Source organism: Deinococcus sp. QL22, from assembly GCF_023370075.1.
Taxonomy (GTDB): domain Bacteria; phylum Deinococcota; class Deinococci; order Deinococcales; family Deinococcaceae; genus Deinococcus.
The window spans coordinates 96,448-112,961 of sequence record NZ_CP097150.1 but is presented as its reverse complement, the minus strand read 5'-3'; the positions used below and the strand labels follow the sequence as shown (position 1 = coordinate 112,961).

General features: G+C 62.7%; 14 protein-coding genes. 6 read left to right on the top strand and 8 right to left on the bottom strand.

The genetic code is table 11. The annotated features are described in order from the left end of the window. Window positions 1-8: 8 nt before the first annotated feature. From araA to M1R55_RS16555, 8 genes are all read right to left on the bottom strand, one after another. Window positions 9-1,517, bottom strand: a complete 1,509-nt coding sequence (gene araA / locus M1R55_RS16590; RefSeq protein ID WP_249394666.1) for an L-arabinose isomerase — start codon at window positions 1,515-1,517, stop codon at window positions 9-11. Then, a complete protein-coding gene (locus M1R55_RS16585) occupies window positions 1,514-2,203 on the bottom strand; it encodes an L-ribulose-5-phosphate 4-epimerase (protein WP_249394665.1) in 690 nt (229 codons plus the stop codon). Before M1R55_RS16585 ends, araA begins: the two co-directional genes overlap by 4 nt. After that, window positions 2,200-3,909: a ribulokinase gene (locus M1R55_RS16580; RefSeq protein WP_249394664.1), complete on the bottom strand. Its 1,710-nt coding sequence runs from the start codon at window positions 3,907-3,909 to the stop codon at window positions 2,200-2,202. The genes M1R55_RS16585 and M1R55_RS16580 overlap by 4 nt, the downstream gene beginning before the upstream one ends. Window positions 3,910-4,022: 113 nt before the next feature. Beyond that, the gene (locus M1R55_RS16575) at window positions 4,023-4,913 is read right to left on the bottom strand and encodes a carbohydrate ABC transporter permease (protein ID WP_249394663.1); all 891 of its coding nucleotides are present in this window, start codon (window positions 4,911-4,913) and stop codon (window positions 4,023-4,025) included. Further along, a complete protein-coding gene (locus M1R55_RS16570; protein WP_249394662.1) occupies window positions 4,910-5,815 on the bottom strand; it encodes a carbohydrate ABC transporter permease in 906 nt (301 codons plus the stop codon). Before M1R55_RS16570 ends, M1R55_RS16575 begins: the two co-directional genes overlap by 4 nt. A 220-nt stretch (window positions 5,816-6,035) precedes the next feature. Next, the gene (locus tag M1R55_RS16565; RefSeq protein ID WP_249394661.1) at window positions 6,036-7,331 is read right to left on the bottom strand and encodes an extracellular solute-binding protein; all 1,296 of its coding nucleotides are present in this window, start codon (window positions 7,329-7,331) and stop codon (window positions 6,036-6,038) included. Between the two features lie 146 nt (window positions 7,332-7,477). Continuing rightward, window positions 7,478-9,040, bottom strand: coding sequence for an alpha-N-arabinofuranosidase (locus M1R55_RS16560; RefSeq protein WP_249394660.1), 1,563 nt, complete (start codon window positions 9,038-9,040; stop codon window positions 7,478-7,480). A 252-nt stretch (window positions 9,041-9,292) separates the two neighbouring features. Beyond that, a complete protein-coding gene (locus M1R55_RS16555; protein WP_249394659.1) occupies window positions 9,293-10,477 on the bottom strand; it encodes an alpha/beta fold hydrolase in 1,185 nt (394 codons plus the stop codon). Window positions 10,478-10,776: 299 nt separating this feature from the next. Between M1R55_RS16555 and M1R55_RS16550 the strand changes: the two genes are divergently transcribed. The 6 genes from M1R55_RS16550 (at window position 10,777) to M1R55_RS16525 (ending at window position 16,455) form a co-directional block, all read left to right on the top strand. Beyond that, window positions 10,777-11,937: an ABC transporter substrate-binding protein gene (locus tag M1R55_RS16550; protein WP_249394658.1), complete on the top strand. Its 1,161-nt coding sequence runs from the start codon at window positions 10,777-10,779 to the stop codon at window positions 11,935-11,937. A 105-nt stretch (window positions 11,938-12,042) separates the two neighbouring features. Further along, window positions 12,043-13,110, top strand: a complete 1,068-nt coding sequence (locus M1R55_RS16545) for an alpha/beta hydrolase (protein WP_249394657.1) — start codon at window positions 12,043-12,045, stop codon at window positions 13,108-13,110. Further along, entirely contained in the window at window positions 13,111-13,971 is an 861-nt protein-coding gene (locus M1R55_RS16540) for a branched-chain amino acid ABC transporter permease (RefSeq protein ID WP_249394656.1), read from the top strand. Beyond that, a complete protein-coding gene (locus tag M1R55_RS16535; RefSeq protein WP_249394655.1) occupies window positions 13,968-14,945 on the top strand; it encodes a branched-chain amino acid ABC transporter permease in 978 nt (325 codons plus the stop codon). Before M1R55_RS16540 ends, M1R55_RS16535 begins: the two co-directional genes overlap by 4 nt. Further along, entirely contained in the window at window positions 14,942-15,694 is a 753-nt protein-coding gene (locus M1R55_RS16530; RefSeq protein WP_249394654.1) for an ABC transporter ATP-binding protein, read from the top strand. The genes M1R55_RS16535 and M1R55_RS16530 overlap by 4 nt, the downstream gene beginning before the upstream one ends. Further along, window positions 15,691-16,455 (top strand): ABC transporter ATP-binding protein, encoded by a 765-nt coding sequence (locus M1R55_RS16525; protein ID WP_249394653.1) that lies wholly within the window; start codon window positions 15,691-15,693, stop codon window positions 16,453-16,455. Before M1R55_RS16530 ends, M1R55_RS16525 begins: the two co-directional genes overlap by 4 nt. Window positions 16,456-16,514 lie beyond the last annotated feature (59 nt).

Here is a 16,514-nt window from a genome sequence, read left to right as displayed (position 1 = left end):
CTTCCCGCTCATACTCTCAACCCCTGCGCCAGCACGTAATACAGGTCGTTCAGGCGCAAATTCTGTCGGAAGTCGCGCAGCCCGGTTCCCCCGTCAATCACCGCCAGTTCGACGCCTGCGATGGCCGCAAAGTCCTCGATGTGTTCGGTGGTCACGGCGGTGCTGTAGCCCGTGTGGTGCGCTCCGCCCGCATAGATCCACGCGGCGCAGGCGGTTTTGAAATCGGGTTTGCATTCCCAGACGGCCCGCGCTACTGGCAATTTGGGCAGCCCCGGATGTTCCACCGATTCCACCTCGTTCACGATCACCCGGAAGCGGCTCCCAAGGTCGATCAACGACACGTTGATGGCCGCGCCCAACTCGGCGTCGAACACCAGGCGTACCGGGTCGTCTTTGCCGCCGATGCCGAGGGCATGCACTTCCAGCCGGGGCCGCGCCGCCGCGATACTGGGGCAGATTTCCAGCATGTGCGAACCGAGCACCTGATGCTGACCCGGTGCGAGGTGGTAGGTGTAATCCTCCATAAACGACGTGCCACCCGGCAAATCGTGGGCCATCACTTTCATGGCGCGAACCAAGGCTGACGTTTTCCAGTCGCCCTCTCCGCCAAAGCCGTAGCCCTCGGCCATCAGGCGTTGGGTGGCGAGGCCCGGCAACTGCTTCAGGCCGTGCAGGTCTTCAAACGTATCGGTGAAGCCCCGGTAGGCGCCCTCTTCCAAGAAGGCCCGCATTCCGGCCTCAATGCGTGCGCCGTCGCGCAGGGAACTGTGCCGCTCGCCGCCCGGTTGCAATTCGGGGGCCACGTCGTATTCAACCCCATAGGTCTGAATCAGGGCGTCTATCTCGGCCTCGGTCACAGCATTCACACGCTCCACGAGGTCGCCCACCGCGTGGGTATTCACGCTGAAGCCGAAGCGCAGTTCGGCACTGACCTTGTCGCCCTCGGTCACGGCCACCTGACGCATATTGTCGCCAAAGCGCACGAATTTCGCGCCCTGCCAGTCGTTCCAGGCCCAGGCTGCCCGCGCCCACACGCCCAAACGGGTCTGCACTTCGGGGTCGCTCCAGTGGCCCACCACGACTTTGCGTTCCAGCCGCATGCGGGTATGCAGGAATCCGGCCTCGCGGTCACCGTGCGCCGACTGGTTCAGGTTCATGTAATCCATGTCGATGCTGTCCCAGGGCAGGTCTCGCTCGAACTGGGTGTGCAGGTGCACGAAGGGTTTGCTGAGGCTGCTCAGGCCGCCAATCCACATTTTGGCGGGGCTAAAGGTGTGCATCCACAGCACCAATCCGGCGCAGGTGGGGTCGGCGTTGGCCTGCAAGCACAGGGCGCGAATCTCGTCCGGCGTGGTCAGCACGCCCTTGGAAATCAGGGGCAACGGGAGGGCAGGCGCGGCGTCCAGCGCCTCAGCGATGGTCTGGGCGTGAGCCGCCACCTGCTGAATCACTTCGGGGCCGTACAAATGCTGTGAGCCGCAGACGAACCAGAGTTTGGGAGTGTCGAGGTGTTTCAAGGCGTGGGTTCTCCGGTTGAGGCGGCCCGCTGACCATACACGGTGGTATAGCGGGTGTAGAGGCGGTCTATGTCGGCGGGGTCAAGGGGAACAGGGTTGCCGAGTTGCGTCGCTAAAAACGCTGTCCTCGCCACGTCTTCGCACATCACGGCGGCTTTGAGGGCGGCCTGCGGCGTCTTTCCTACCGTAAAGACCCCGTGATTTTGCAAGATGATGGCGGGCGAACGGTGGCCGCGCAGCACCCGCACGACCTCCGCGCCGATTTCCTCGCCGCCGATGGGCGCGAATCCGCCGCAGGGAATCGGCCCGCCGAACTCGTCGGCCATCGCGGTCAGGAAGCAGGGAATCTCGCGGGCGTTGGCGGCCCAGGCGGTGGCATACGGGCTGTGGGTATGCACGATGCCGCCCACATCGGGCAGGTGGCGGTAGATGTAAGCGTGGGTGGCGGTATCGCTGCTGGGGCTGAGGCTGTGCGTTTCCAGAATTTGGGCGTCTAGATCGGTGTGCACCATCTGCTCTGGCTTCAAGTCTTCGAACGTGACGCCGCTGGGCTTGATCAGCATTCCGCCCGACACCCGCGCACTGATATTGCCGCTTGTCCACGTTACCAGGCCGTTTTTGGGGAGTTCCAGATGCAGACGGGTCAGGTCTTCCCGCACGGTCTGGAGCGAACCGGGCCGCGTCACCGGGCCACCTCTAGGGGTGCGGCAGAGACGGTGTCGGGGGCAGAGGCGGGCGGGACAGCTTCCCCAGCCAGTTGTTTCAGGCGCTTCATGACGTCGTTCAGGCCGCGTCCAAAGTAGTCGTGCAGGGTCAGGTACTCGGCATATAACCTGTCGTATACGGCTTGATGGTTGGGATTGGGGGTGTACACGCCGCGCTGCACCCGGCCCATCACGGCGGCGGCGGCCCCAATATCGGGATACACCCCAGCGGCAACGGCGGCGTGCATGGCACTTCCCAACGCTGGGCCTTGCTCCACGTCCAGTACGCTCAGGGGCCGCCCGGTGACATCGGCATAGATCTGCATCAGCATGCGGTTTTTCTTCAGGCCGCCTGCGATCACCAGTTCATGCACGGGCACGCCGCTGGCTTCAAAATTCTCAATGATGATCCGCGTGCCGTAGGCGGTGGCCTCGATCAGGGCGCGGTAAATGTCGGGGGCGCGGGTGGCGAGCGTCAGGCCCACGATCACTCCGCTGAGGTTGGCATCAACCAGTACGCTGCGGTTGCCGTTCCACCAATCCAGCGCCATCAGGCCGTGTTCGCCGGGGCGCTGCTGCGCGGCGTCCTGCTCCAAAATGCTATGCAGCGAGACTCCCGCTTCCCGCGCCCGGTCAACGTATTCGGGCGGCACCAGATGCTTCACCAGCCACGCAAAAATGTCGCCCACCCCACTTTGGCCCGCCTCGTAACCGTACTGGCCGGGCACGATGCCGCCGTCCACGACGCCGCACATGCCCGGTACGTCGGCCAGCGTTTCACTGATCAGCACATGGCAGGTACTCGTGCCCATGATCGCTACCAGTTGCCCCGGCCCGGTCACCCCCGCTGCGGGGGCAGTCACGTGAGCGTCCACATTCGCCACCGCGACGGCGGTTCCGGGCAAGAGGCCTGTCCACTGGGCGGCCTGCTCGGTCAGGTGTCCGGCCAGGCCGCCCAGTGGACTCAGGTCGCGGCTCAGTTTTTCGTTCACTACATCGGCAAAGGCCGGATTCAGCGCGGCGAAATAGTCGGCGGGTGGGTACTCGCCGCCCTGAACCATCGCCTTGTAACCAGCGGTGCAGGCGTTGCGGGTTTCCACGCCCGTCAGTTGCCAGATCACCCAGTCGGCGGCCTCGATAAACCGCCCCGCGTGGGCATAAACGTCCGGGTCTTCTTCCAACACCTGTAAGGCTTTGGCAAACAGCCATTCGCTGCTGATCTTGCCGCCGTAGCGGGCCAGCCAGGGTTCGTTTCGTGCTTCAGCCAGCGCATTGATGCGGTCGGCCTGCGGCTGCGCGGCGTGATGTTTCCAGAGCTTGACCCAGGCGTGCGGGCGGCCCGCGTATTCGGGCAGGAAGCACAGCGGCGTGCCGTCACGCTGGGTCGGCAACACCGTGCAGGCCGTGAAATCAATACCGATCCCGACCACCTGATCAGGCGAGATACCGGAAGCGGCCAGCGCAGCGGGAACGGCCTGCTGAAGCACGTCCAGATAATCTTGCGGGTGTTGCAGCGCCCACTCGCGGCCCAGGGGCGTGCCGTCGGGGAGGCGGCGATCCATGACCCCGTGCGCGTAGGGCGTAACCGCTTCGGCCAGTGCAAAGCCGTCGCTGGTACGGATAACGGCGGCGCGGCCCGACTCGGTGCCGTAATCGATGCCGATGGTGTAGAGGGGAAGTGCGGCCATAACGGGCTCCTTGAGGGGATAGGACTGGGGAAGATGTGAACGTTCACGAACTCATGGAATGCTGGCGGATAACGTGTGGCGCGGCTCAGAGGTCAGCCGCGCCCGCTGCTGCTCTAGCCTTTCAGGCCCGCCGTCGCCATCACGCCTTCGGTTACGCGGCGCTGAAAGATCAGGTAGGCGAAAATGGTGGGCACGGCGGCAGTAACGGCGGTCGCCATTGTTTTGGCGTAGGCCACACCGTAGGCCGACTGCACCTGCGTGATACCCACCGGAATGGTCAGTTTAGCGGTGTCGTTCATGACGATAAACGGCCACAGGAAGTTGTTCCAGGCGGCAATAAAGGTGACGATAGCCAGCGAAAAGGTGATGCTCCAGTTCAGGGGCAAGAAAATACTGAACAGGACTCTCGCTTCACTGGCTCCGTCGATGCGGGCCGCGTCGCCCAGTTCTCCGGGGATCTGGTCAAAAAACTGCTTGTAGATCACCACCGCGACTGGGGCGGCCAATTGCGGCAGGATCAGTCCCAACGAGTCGTTGACCAGCCCCAGCTTGTTCACCAGGATGAACAGCGGAATCAGGCTGGCCTGAAACGGAATCATGAATCCGGCCAGAATCAGCCAGTACAGCCAGCGCCGCCCCCGGAAGTTGATCTGCGACAGCGCGTAGGCGCACAGCATGGACAGCAGCAGCACCAGCACCGTAATGATCAGCGAACTGACGACGCTGTTGAGGTACCAGCGCACCACTGGACTGTTTTCAAAAATATAGGTGTAGGCGCTGAAATCTATGGTGGTAGGCCACAGCGTCGGCGGCAGCGCCACGGTGTCGTTTTCAGGCTTGAGCGAGGTGACGAAGGCCCAGTACAGCGGAAAGACCCATGCACCAGCCAGCAGCAGCGTCAGGAACGTGACCACCGCGCCGGGCAGATGCGAGAGGCGGCGGCGCAGCGAGGGGGCCGGGCGTACCACCGGAACAGCGGGAGAAAGCGGCGGGCTACTGGTCATGATTTTTCCCCCCGGTTGAGCAGGCGCAGTTGAATGACCGACACCAGCAAGATCACGGCCATCAGCACGACGCCGATGGTGGACGAATAGCCGCCCCGCTGTTGCTGAAAGCCTTCGCGGTAAGCGTAGAGCAGCAGCACCAGCGTTTTATCGAATGGGCCGCCCTGAGTCAGCAGGTAAATCTGGTCGAAGATCTTGAATTGGGCGATCAGTTGCAGCAGCAAAATCAGGCTGGTCACGGGCCACAGGTTGGGCCACGTAATAGACCGGAACAGCCGCCAGCCCGCCGCACCGTCCAGCGCCGCCGCCTCATAGATTTCGGGTGAGATGTTGCGTAGCCCGGCAATGAACAGCAGGATATTGAAGCCTACCGTCCACCAGATCGTCACGAAGGCCACCGAGGGCAACGCCCATACCGGGTCTTGAAACCAGGTGACGGTGCTGCCCGTGAGGAAATTGAACAGGCCGAAGTTGGAATCCAGCACCCAGTTCCAGACGTTGGTGACCACGCTGACGGGCAGCACATACGGCAAGAAAAACGCGGCCAGCACCACATTTTTCAGGCGGTTCAGCCTCAAGATCAGTAGCGCCAGCCCCAGCCCGATCAGGGTATTGGGCACGGCGGTCAGCGCAATAAACAGCAGGGTATTCAGCAGCGCCGTCCAGAAGGTGGGTTCTCCGAACAGCCGCACGTAGTTTTGCAGGCCCACGTAAGAGCCGTTGCCCGTGAGGTCGGCGTTGGTAAAGCTCAGTTGCAGCACGCGGAAGGTGGGATAGATCAGGAACAACACGTACAGCGCCAAAAACGGCACCACCAGCAACGCCGCCGTGAGATACCGCTGGCGAAGTTGCGCGGCGCGTCCCGGCACGGCAGCCGGGGCAGGGGCGGGAGAACTGGTCATAGGCTAAACCTCCGGGTCGCCGGACATCTCAAGCTGGGGATCTGTAACAAAGGCATGCCCCGCCGTGCGTGTGCAGGCGGGGCGTGCGTTGCTGTATCCCGCTGTTCTGAACCCCTGAGACGGACTCCGTTCCTCTACACGTGCATTCTGCGGAATCCGTCTGCTTTCTCAGAGGTTGTGCTTCTAGCTCTGCTTCGTAGTGGTGCCCGAATTAGACCGCTTACTTCGCAAAGTTTTGCAGGGCGGTTTTGAGCTTGGCGATGCCTTGTTGGGCAGTCGCTTGGCCCAGCAGCACGGGCGTAAAGTTCACGCCGACTGCGTCATACACGGGGCCACCCACACCGAAGATGGCGTTGGTGGGTTCCAAACGGGCCGCTTTGGCAGAGGTGGCCGAGTACTGGGTGTTGGGCTGCATGCCTTTGTAGGCCGCGCTGGCCTGCGTGGGCAGGTACGAGGGAATGTGGCCGCCGCCCGCCCAGGTGTTGCCGCCTTGCTTGTTCACGTAGGCGATGAACGTCATCACTGCTTTTAGTTTTTCAGGCGTCATGACCGTTTTGGCGTTGTTGGGAATAGCCAGCAGATGAGAGTCGGCCCACGTGCTGGGATTGGTGCCGTACAGGGCGGGGAAACTCATGATGCCGTAGTCGAATTTCAACTGATTTTTGGCTTTGGCGTCGACCATCGTGGGCACTTCCCAGTTGCCGTTGAGCATCATGGCGGCTCGTCCGGCGGTAAAGAGTGCAACGCCCGCCGGGTAAGTCACGTTTTTGGTGATCAGGCCGTCTTTGCTCCAGTCGGCCATGATTTGCAGCGCGGCGCGGCCTTTGGTATCGAGGTCGGTGAGCGAGAGTTTGCCGTCTTTGACCAGTGTGCCGCCCTGCTGAAGGAAGAGGCTGTACCACAGACGCCAAACCGACGCTGAATCCTGGTTGCTGCTGAGGGCGAGCGGCGTTACGCCGGTTTTGGTCTTGATGGTCTGTAGCGTTTTGGTCAGGTCGGCCACGCTTTTCATGGGCAGCAGCTTGCCGTTTGCGCCCAACACCCCCGCTTTTTTCAGCACGTCTTTGTTGAAATAAACCACGAAGGTATGGGTATCGAGGGGAAGCCCGTATAGCCCTGTCGTGCCGGCGTTTTTGGCATCGGTGTTTAGGGTAGCCACCAGGTTGGCTTGAAAATCCGTACTCTTGAGTCCGCCTAGGGCCAAATCAGCCGTGCTGAACGCCCGCAAATCTTTTCTCTGGAGTCCGGCGGGCGTGGCCGACAGGTGGTAGGTCATCAAGTCGGGCGTCTGTCCGGCAATGACCGCCGTATGCACTTTGGTGTAAAACGGGTTGCCCCACGTCTGGGTCGTGCGCTGCACCTTGATGGCGGTTTGGGAAGCGTTGAAATTATCCACGATCTGCTTCATGCGGGCACCGTCGCCGCCAGCGAAAAAGTCCCAGAAAACCACGTTGGTCTGGGCGTGAGCGGCGCTGGTGAGAGCCAAACCGAGGGCGAGCAAGGGAGATAAACGCATAACTTTCCTCCAAAAGGGGTGTGCCGCACGGACACACAGGATGAGAAGGGAGCCGCACAGACGCGGCCAACACAGCTTATTTGGATATGTGAACGATCACATCTTAAGGACAAGCGGAGAGGATTGTCAAGTCCACCCCGCTCACTTCAGGGCTGAGGATGTTGAGACAGCAGGGTGGTGAACGAGAGGGGGGGCAGCAGCAATGTGGCCTGAGCGCCGTCCAGTACGGGCGCGGCGATAGGCTGGGCGGTTACGGCGTCGGGCGTATCGAAGGAGTTGCCTGCCATCGGGTCGGGGCCGCTCATCTGCCACGCCTGCGTAATAGCCTGCGGCGCACCATTTTCCCAGGTCACGGTCACTTCCAGCGCCTCGGTCTGAGAGCGGTTGACCAGAAAGGTCGCGCCCTGCCCGGTGGCCTCGTCGAAGCTGGCCGACACGTCGAGTTGACTTACACCGCCGTACCGCTTGGTATCGCGCATGGGCGCACGGACCAGCGCGTCGAGGGCGTGGCCTGCCGCGTGCGTGCTGAACAGGGTCAGCGGGTAAAAAATGGTCTGGCGGAACATGCCGTCTCTGCGGGTCATCAGCGGCGCGATCACGTTCACGATCTGGGCGATGCAGGCGATTTTGACCACATCGGCCTTGTTGAGGAAGGTGTTGAGCCATGTCGCCACCACCAGCGCGTCTTCGAGGTTGTATTCCTCCTCCAGAATGTGCGGGGCCTCGCTCCAGTCTCCGTCGCCGCCTTTGGCGCGGTACCACACGTTCCACTCGTCCCAGCACAGGTGCACGTCCCGCTTGGAGTGGTTTTTGGCCTTGGCGACCCGGATCGCGGCGGCCAGCGTATCGGCGTGTTCAGCAAAGTGAATGCTGCTGGCGAGGTAAGAATCGGTGTCCAGCGGCAACCCTTCAGTATTAGAAATGGTGGGATAGGGGTTGGCCGCGTAGTGATGCATGGAAAAATAGTCGATCTGGTCGTAGGCTTGGTTCAGCACGGTCATATCCCAATCGGGGTAGCCTGCCATAGAAGTGGCCGACGAACCGCAGGCGATGGTCTTGATGCTGGGATCCATCCAGCGCATCAACTTGGCCGCTTGCACCGCTTTTTCGGCGTAGGTGGCCGCGTCCATCTGCCCGATCTGCCAGGGGCCGTCCATCTCGTTGCCGAGGCACCAGTACTTCACGCCGTAGGGTTCAGGGTGTCCATTGGCGGCCCGCAGATCGCTGTAAAGCGTGCCTGTGGGCAAATTCATGTATTCCACCAGGTCGGCGGCGTCTTGAATGCTGCCGGTGCCGAGATTCACGGCCCACATCGGTTCGGTGCCCAGTTCGCGGGCAAATTCCATAAATTCGTGTGGCCCGAATTGGTTTGTTTCTATGGAGCGCCAGGCCAGCGCACGTCGGCGCGGGCGCTCGGCCTTGGGGCCAATGCCATCTGTCCAGCGGTAGCCCGACACGAAATTGCCGCCCGGATAACGCATGATCCGGTAATTGGTTTCGCGCAGGGCCGCCATCACGTCGAGGCGCAGGCCGCGCTCATCGGACAGGGGAGACTCGGGATCATAGATGCCCTCATAAATACAGCGGCCCATGTGCTCGGCAAATCCCCCAAAAATGAGGGGAGAGATCTCACCGACAGTACGCCCCGTATGAAGGGCGACGCTGGCCTGAGCGGGAACGGCGGAGGGACTGGATTGGAACTGGGTCAAGAGAATCAAATCCTTTTCGGGCCGCAGTACGTGCAGCTACCCGGCATGAGAGACGACACCTGCATGGGCCAAAGCAGTGGAACTACCCGCCCAAAGCGAACGGTGAGGGGAAACACAGACGCCTTCAGCATACAATGTGATCGTTCACAGTCAAGTGGACTCAACCTTGAGAAGCGGGTGTGCGGCTAGGGCGACTTGTCCCGGTGGCGCGGATTTGTGGTCAAGGCGTCAACACTCGCTACAACTTCGCCCTTACAGCGCGGAATCCAGATCAGTCCACCGCTTCGTTAGTAGCTCGGCCACCGACTCTTGACCACGATCAGCTAAGGCAGAGTGCGCCGGCGCAAGCCCGGAGGCCTGATCGTGGAGCAGGTCGCGCAGGGCGGCGGCAAAAGGCAGGGTGTCTTGCACGCAGCCCAGATGCCCGCAGGCCGAGGCATATTCGAGATGCTGGTGGGCGACCCCGGCAATGTGGCTGGCCCCAGCAAATGTCCGCATCTCGGCGGCCGGAAAAAACTGATCCCCGCTGATGTTTACGGTCAGCAGACGCAGGCCGGACTCTTGCCAGCGGGCAAACAGGTCTTGGGCTTGTCCGGGCATCCGGTGCGTCTGAACCACCCGCGCGATATCCAGAATGTGGGGCAGGCTGGCAGTCTGGGCGCGGCTGCGAAGGTAAGCATCGAAATCGGTGTGCCCGAACAGGTGATGCAGTCCATCGGCCCCTAGGCCAAAAAACGAGATCAGCCGCAGCGCTGCGTCAATTCCACCTGTCGGCGTGACCTCACGCATGAGAGGGCCGAAGACGCCCCGCAGTGTTACTCCTGACTGTGGACTGGCTGCCACCGCCGCTACCCGCACAGCCAATTCAGGGGTTCGGGCTGCCCACTGAAGGGCCTGCATTCCCCCGAAACTGGGGCCGATCACGGCGTGCCAGCGCGGGACAGCGAGGGCGTGCATCAGGTTCAGTTGCAGGGCGTGCAGGTCGGCAAACTCCCAGGCCGGAAAGCGCTCTCCCCAGGGCGTGCCGTCGGGGTGCAGGGTGTCTGGCCCCGTCGTGATAACGGCGTCTTCGTGAGTCTGAACATTCGACAGGGTGTTCATGCACACCACGAAAAACTGATCGGTGTCTACGGCCTTTCCCGGCCCGATCAGGGCTGACCACCAGCCGGGTGTGCCGTCAGGGGAGCAGCCCGCCGCACGCATGGTACCGGTGTAGTAATGACAGACCAACACGGCGTTGTCGTGCGCCGCGTTCAGCTGGCCCCAGGCCTGCCAACCTAGGCGCACCGAAACTGGGGTTCCAGCGACGAGGGCGGCGCACTCCAAAACGCCGGATTGAACACTGTCCGGCTGAACGCTGCGCGGCAAGACTGCCCCGAAGGCTTCTCGTCCGCCCAACGGTTCACCTTCCCCGCCCTCACCCTCATCGTTTCGCATCAGGTCTCAGGGTAGACGCTGGGTGTTACGGGGCAATCACACCGACTGGGTTGTGCTGGCCTGCTCAACTCCAGCCAGTCCAATTAAACCCAGTCGCCCAGCCTTGACCACACGGCCTTGGAGCACTTGTCCGAAGTACGGCGTCAGAAAAAGCCCCCTGACGCTTCCATTCTCCCCACTGCGTCTTGAAATTCACCCACTCCGTTCGGTCAAAAATCAACAACCCTTTTGATAAACGCACTCATCCCATTGCCGCTGTAACAGATTCGTGACGCCGCCCCTCTACACTGCACCCGAACATGAAAAAGATGCTTTTGACGGGCTTGATGCTCGCGCTGTCCGGCGCGGGTGCGGTGAAGGTCGGCGTGCTGCTTCCCCTCAGTGGGGCAGGCAGCGTCTCTGGACAGGCGGCCCGCAGCGGCTACCTGCTTGCGCTCGACGAGATCAACCGTGCGGGCGGCGTGCTGGGCAAACCCCTCGAACTCGAATTTGGCGACGATGGCAGCGCCCCGGCCAAAGCGGTGCCGGAATTCGTCAAGCTGGTCACGGTGGACAAGGTGGATTTCATGGTGGGCGGCGTCAGCAGCGCCACTTCCATTGCCATCAGCGGCCCGGCCAAGCAGTACAACACCTTTATGGCATGGATCGGCGCGGCGGCTGTGCCCGTCGAAGACGCCTTTGCCGATCACAAGTATTTCTTTCATTACCACCCGTGGGCCTACTACAACTTTGAAGCCATCCTGGGCTACTTCAAGACTCTCAAAACGCAGCGCAAGGCCAAAAATATCGCCATCGCCTACGAGGACGGCCCCTTTGGGAGTGCGGGCATAGACGCCACCATCTCCGCCTTCAAAAAAGCCGGATTCAATGTGGTCATGGCCGAAAAATTCAAGACGGGCAGCGGCAATTTCGGGCCACTGGTCAGCAAGGCCAAGGCCGCCAAACCCGATATTTTGTACTGGATTGGCTACGACACCGACGCTCTGCCGCTCGCCACCGAAGTGAAACAGCAAAACCTGCAACTGGGTCTGCTGTACGGCACGCCCCCAAGCTGGCCCGTAGGATTTGAGAAAAACAAGCTGTCGGACAACGTGGCAGGCCTGAGCCTGTGGTTGCCCAGCAGCCCGCAGGCCGAGAGCCGCAAATTCGTGGCCGCCTATAAGAAGAAATTCGGCAATACCACCGAGGAGTATTTTGCTCCGTTGGCCTACGTCAATCTCAAGTCGTTGTCGGCGGCCATCAATGCGGCGGGCAACACCGACAAGGACAAAGTGGCTGCCGAACTCGCCAAAACCAATATGCCCACGCCCTTTGGCCCGCTGACCTTCAGCAAGAGCCTGAAAACCCAGTATCAGGGCTTCAAATCGGGCAACTGGCTGCATTTTCAGTTCCTCGGTGACGCCCGCGTGCCGGTGTATCCGATCCGGTTCGCCCAAAAGCCGATGGTGTGGGGTAAGTAATCCTCGTTTGAAAGCCAGAAGTCAGCGGGGCCGCGCCGTACAGACTGGGTGCGGCCCCTTGGCGTCACGCGACAAAGCATCACAGGGACGGAGGAACACACGGGCATGAACACGTTGAGGACAGATATTGTTTCGAGACAGCTGAACACCCCGCGCCTGCAAACGCATGTGCTGGAGCGGGCGGCGGCTGGGGCGAGCACGCGGCGGGTGCTGCTGATTCACGGCAACGTGTCCAGCGGCGAGTTTTTCCGTGAGCTGATGGCGAGCCTGCCCGCCCAGTGGCATGTGGTGGCTCCAGACCTGCGCGGCTACGGCCACACCGAGGCCGCGCCCATAGACGCCGTGCGGGGCGTGCACGAGTGGGCCGAAGATCTGGCGGCTGTGCTGGATACGCTGGGCTGGGTTGACGCCGACGTATTGGGCTGGAGCATGGGCGGGGGCGTGGCGCTGCAACTGACGCTGGATCGCCCCCAGACGGTTCTCTCGCTGACCCTGGTCGCGCCGGTCAGTCCGTATGGGTTTGGCGGCACGCACGGGACGGCAGGCACGCCCAACAGCCCGGATTTCGCGGGGTCTGGCGGAGGCACCGTCAATGCGGCGTTTGTGGCCTCGGTGGCTGCCGAAGACCGCTCGGATGCGCCGGGCAGCCCCCGCGACGTGCTGAAAAAGTTTTACGTGAATCCGGCCCGCTTTACGCCCACTGCCGAACAGGAAGACCGCTGGGTAGACTCGATGCTGAGAACCCGTACCGGAGACGACTTTTATCCCGGCGACGCCCTGCCGAGTTCCCACTGGCCGCACGTCGCGCCGGGCACGCGGGGAGTCGCCAATGCCTTCAGCGCCCAGTACATGAACGTGTCGGCCTTTGCCGACCTGAACCCGCCGCCCCCGGTGCTGTGGGTGCGCGGCGACGCCGACGCGATTATTGGCGACAGCAGCCTGTTCGATCTGGCGCATCTGGGGGCGCTGGGCGTGGTTCCCGGTTGGCCCGGAGCGGAGTCGTGTCCGCCTCAGCCGATGCTGGGGCAGACCCGCGCCATGCTGGAACGGGCCAGACAGCAGGGTGGCGAATATCGTGAGGTAGTGCTGCCCGGCGTGGGCCATTCACCGTTCCTGGAAGCGCCGCAGGAGTTTTTGGCCGCGTTTACGGCACATCTGGAGGGACGACACTAGATGGATCTTTTTTTGCAGACGCTCCTGAACGGTCTGCTTCAGAGTGGAATTTACGCGCTGGTCGCTTCGGGGCTGGCCCTGTCGGTGGGCGTGGTCGGCATCGTCAACTTCGCCCACGGCGAGTTTCTGATGATCGGGGCGTTTCTGGCGTGGGCCGCGAGTGCCTCACTGGGCCTTGACCCATTGCTCTCGCTGCCGGTGGTGGCGCTGGCCGTGTTCGGCGTGGGCGCACTCACTTACCGGGTCAGTATCCGGCACGTGCTGCTGGCCCCCGAACTGAACCAGATGCTGCTGACCTTCGGGCTGGGCATTTTGCTGCAAAACCTGGCGCTGATGCTGCTGGGCGGCAATACCCGCACCGTCAGCACGCCGTATCAGGCCAGCAGCCTGCAACTGGGCGAACTGACGGTGGGCGGCCCCAAAGCGGTGGCCTTTGCCTTTGCCGTCGCGCTGTTGGCAGGCCTGTATTTCGTGCTGTACCGCACCACGTTGGGCCGCCAAATGCGGGCGGTGGCCCAGAATCGCCGGGGCGCACAACTGATCGGCATCAATGTCGACCGGGTGTATCTGCTGGCCTTTGCGGCATCGTGCGGTTTGGCGGCGGTGGCGGGCGTGCTGGTCAGTGTGCTGCTGTTTGCCAGCCCTACGGTGGGGCTGGTCTTTGCGCTCAAGGCGTTTGCCATCATCGTGATGGCGGGCCTGGGCAACCTGACCGGCGTGCTGTGGGCCTCGGTGCTGCTGGGCGTCTCCGAGGCCCTGGTGCAGACCTACGTGCCGGGCGGCGGCGGCTGGAGTGACGCCGTGTTCTTCCTGATGATTTTCGGCACGTTGGTCTTGCGCTCTTTTCGGGGCACCCGATGAGTGCCGTGTCGGTGCGCCCGACTCCGGCCCGCAGGCCCACCTTCGCGTGGCGGGCACTGCTGGCGCTGGGCATCTTTTTTATCTTGGCCCTCGCCTTTCCCTTCCTGCCGCTCGGAGACCGCCGCGAATTCCTGCTTCAGATCGGCTTTTTTACGCTGGTGGCGGGCATCATGGCGCTGTCTTGGGACTTGTTGGCCCGCAGCGGGCAAGTTTCGCTGGCGCACGCGGCGTTCTATGGGTTGGGCGCTTACGGGTACGCGCTGCTCCTGAAAGCGGGACTGCCGTGGGGGGCCGCCATGCCGCTGGCCGCGCTGGGGGCGGGCTTTGCCAGTCTGCTGCTGGGCGCAGTCACCATGCGCCTCAGCGGCATGTACTTTGCGATAGCCACGCTCGCCTTTACCGAAGTGGTCAGGACCGTGATTCAGAACTTACCCGAAAGCGTGGCGGGCGGGGCCAACGGGCTGCTGGTTCCGGCGCTCCTGGGCGGCAATTCGCGAGGGCAGTATCTGCTGGCGTTGGCGCTGCTGCTGCTCACGGTGGGGGTCAGTCTGGCGGTGCGCCTCAGCAAGTTGCACCATGCGTTCGCGGCCATCCGGCAGGGCGAAGAAACGGCGCGGGTGCTGGGCGTGAGCGTGGTGCGGTACAAGCTGGCGGCCTTCTTCCTGTCCAGCGTCTTGGCGGCGCTGGCAGGCGTGCTGTACGCGGGCAAGACCTTTTTTATCAGTCCGCTCGACACCTTTAGCCTCGCCAATTCCATTTCGCCGCTGACCACCAGCATTTTTGGGGGCCTGTACACCACCCTTGGCCCGATTCTGGGCGCAACTGTATTGCGGGTGGCCGAAGAACTGCTGCACAACACCGTCAAAAACGGCTATCTGGTGGTGTACGGACTGGTGCTGATGCTCAGTATCCTGTGGCTGCCACGCGGCATCGTGGGCCTGTGGCGTCGCGGGCGGCAGGGGGGCGATCTGTGAGCTCCGTTCAAGCCAAAGCTGTCTTGCGGGCCGAGAACCTCAGCAAGCGATTTGGGGGGCTGAGCGCCGTGCAGAACGTCAGTTTCACCCAGTATGCAGGCGAGATTCTGGCCGTGATCGGGCCAAACGGGGCAGGCAAGACCACGCTGCTCAATCTGCTGTCGGGCGTGTACCGCCCCAGCACGGGCCGCCTGTGGCTGCAAGAAGAAGACATCACCGACGCGCCGATGGAACGCCGCTGCCACGCCGGATTGGGCCGGGCCTTTCAGATCGTGCGGCCCTTTCCGGAGATGACAGTTCATGAAAATGTGACGGTGGGAGCCTTGTTCGGTCAGCGGGGGATGCGGCTGCCACAGGCGCGGGAGCGGGCCTATGACCTGCTGGAGCGCACCGGACTGGCGGCCCACGCCGACCGCGCCGCCCATGAGCTGACCCTACTGCAAGACAAGCGGCTGGAAGTGGCCCGCGCTCTGGCGACCCAGCCGTGCGTGCTGCTGCTGGACGAGGTGATGGCCGGACTGCGACCTGCCGAAGCGCAGGAAGCCGTGGAATTGGTGCGCGGCGTGCGGGACAGCGGCATCAGCGTCCTGTTTATCGAACACATCATGCCGGTGGTGCGCGACCTGGCCGACCGGGTAGTGGTCATGGATCAGGGACAGGTCTTGGCCGAGGGCACCTACCACGAGGTCACGGCCAATCCGCAGGTCGTGGCGGCTTATCTGGGTACAGAAGCGGGGCTACACGCATGACCAACATTCAACAGCCGCGCGTGAATCAAACTCAACCTCACAGGGCCGGACAAGAACTCGTCATCGAACAGCTGGCCGCAGGCTACGGCAAGGTGCAGGTGCTGTGGGACGTGAGCGTGCGGGTCGGGCCGGGCGAATTCGTGGCGATGATCGGGGCCAACGGCGCGGGCAAAACGACCACGCTGCGTGCCGTCAGCGGCGTGGTCAAGCCCACTGGGGGCCGCATTCGTTTGGGAGGGCACGACATTACCCGCGCCGCGCCCAGCGATGTGGTCGCGCTGGGGCTGGGCCATGTCCCAGAAGGTCGCGAACTGTTTGCGATGATGACTGTCCGCGAAAATCTCGAACTCGGCGCGGCCATGCGTCCGGAAGCCAGAGCCGCCCAGCAGCAGACGCTGGAGCAGGTGTACGCCCTGTTTCCACGCCTACAGGAACGCTCGAAGCAGTTGGCGGGCACCCTGTCGGGCGGCGAGCAACAGATGGTGGCAGTGGGCCGCGCCCTGATGGGCCTTCCCAGCGTGTTGGTCGTCGACGAACCCAGCTTAGGCCTCTCGCCGCTGATGACCCAGACGGTGTTTGAAGCACTCAAGGCCGTCAATGCCGAGGGCGTGAGCGTGCTGCTGGTCGAGCAGAATGTGGGCCTGAGTCTGCGGCTGGCCCACCGTGCCTACGTGCTGGAAAACGGGCAGGTGGTCAAAGAAGGCACGGGGGAGGCGCTGCTGGCCGATCCGGGTGTGCGGGCGGCGTATCTGGCGCTGTGATTCCCGGCGCTGCAACTTCAGAAGATCTTTTCGCCGCTGCTGTCCCTGATAGCATTCCC

Coding starts and splice junctions, on each gene's coding strand:
- M1R55_RS16535 (WP_249394655.1), top strand. CDS start 13,968: ATGAGTGCCGTGTCGGTGCGCCCGACTCCGGCCCGCAGGCCCACCTTC.
- M1R55_RS16565 (WP_249394661.1), bottom strand. CDS start 7,331: ATGCGTTTATCTCCCTTGCTCGCCCTCGGTTTGGCTCTCACCAGCGCC.
- M1R55_RS16540 (WP_249394656.1), top strand. CDS start 13,111: ATGGATCTTTTTTTGCAGACGCTCCTGAACGGTCTGCTTCAGAGTGGA.
- M1R55_RS16545 (WP_249394657.1), top strand. CDS start 12,043: ATGAACACGTTGAGGACAGATATTGTTTCGAGACAGCTGAACACCCCG.
- M1R55_RS16580 (WP_249394664.1), bottom strand. CDS start 3,909: ATGGCCGCACTTCCCCTCTACACCATCGGCATCGATTACGGCACCGAG.
- M1R55_RS16570 (WP_249394662.1), bottom strand. CDS start 5,815: ATGACCAGTTCTCCCGCCCCTGCCCCGGCTGCCGTGCCGGGACGCGCC.
- M1R55_RS16550 (WP_249394658.1), top strand. CDS start 10,777: ATGAAAAAGATGCTTTTGACGGGCTTGATGCTCGCGCTGTCCGGCGCG.
- M1R55_RS16575 (WP_249394663.1), bottom strand. CDS start 4,913: ATGACCAGTAGCCCGCCGCTTTCTCCCGCTGTTCCGGTGGTACGCCCG.
- M1R55_RS16555 (WP_249394659.1), bottom strand. CDS start 10,477: ATGCGAAACGATGAGGGTGAGGGCGGGGAAGGTGAACCGTTGGGCGGA.
- M1R55_RS16525 (WP_249394653.1), top strand. CDS start 15,691: ATGACCAACATTCAACAGCCGCGCGTGAATCAAACTCAACCTCACAGG.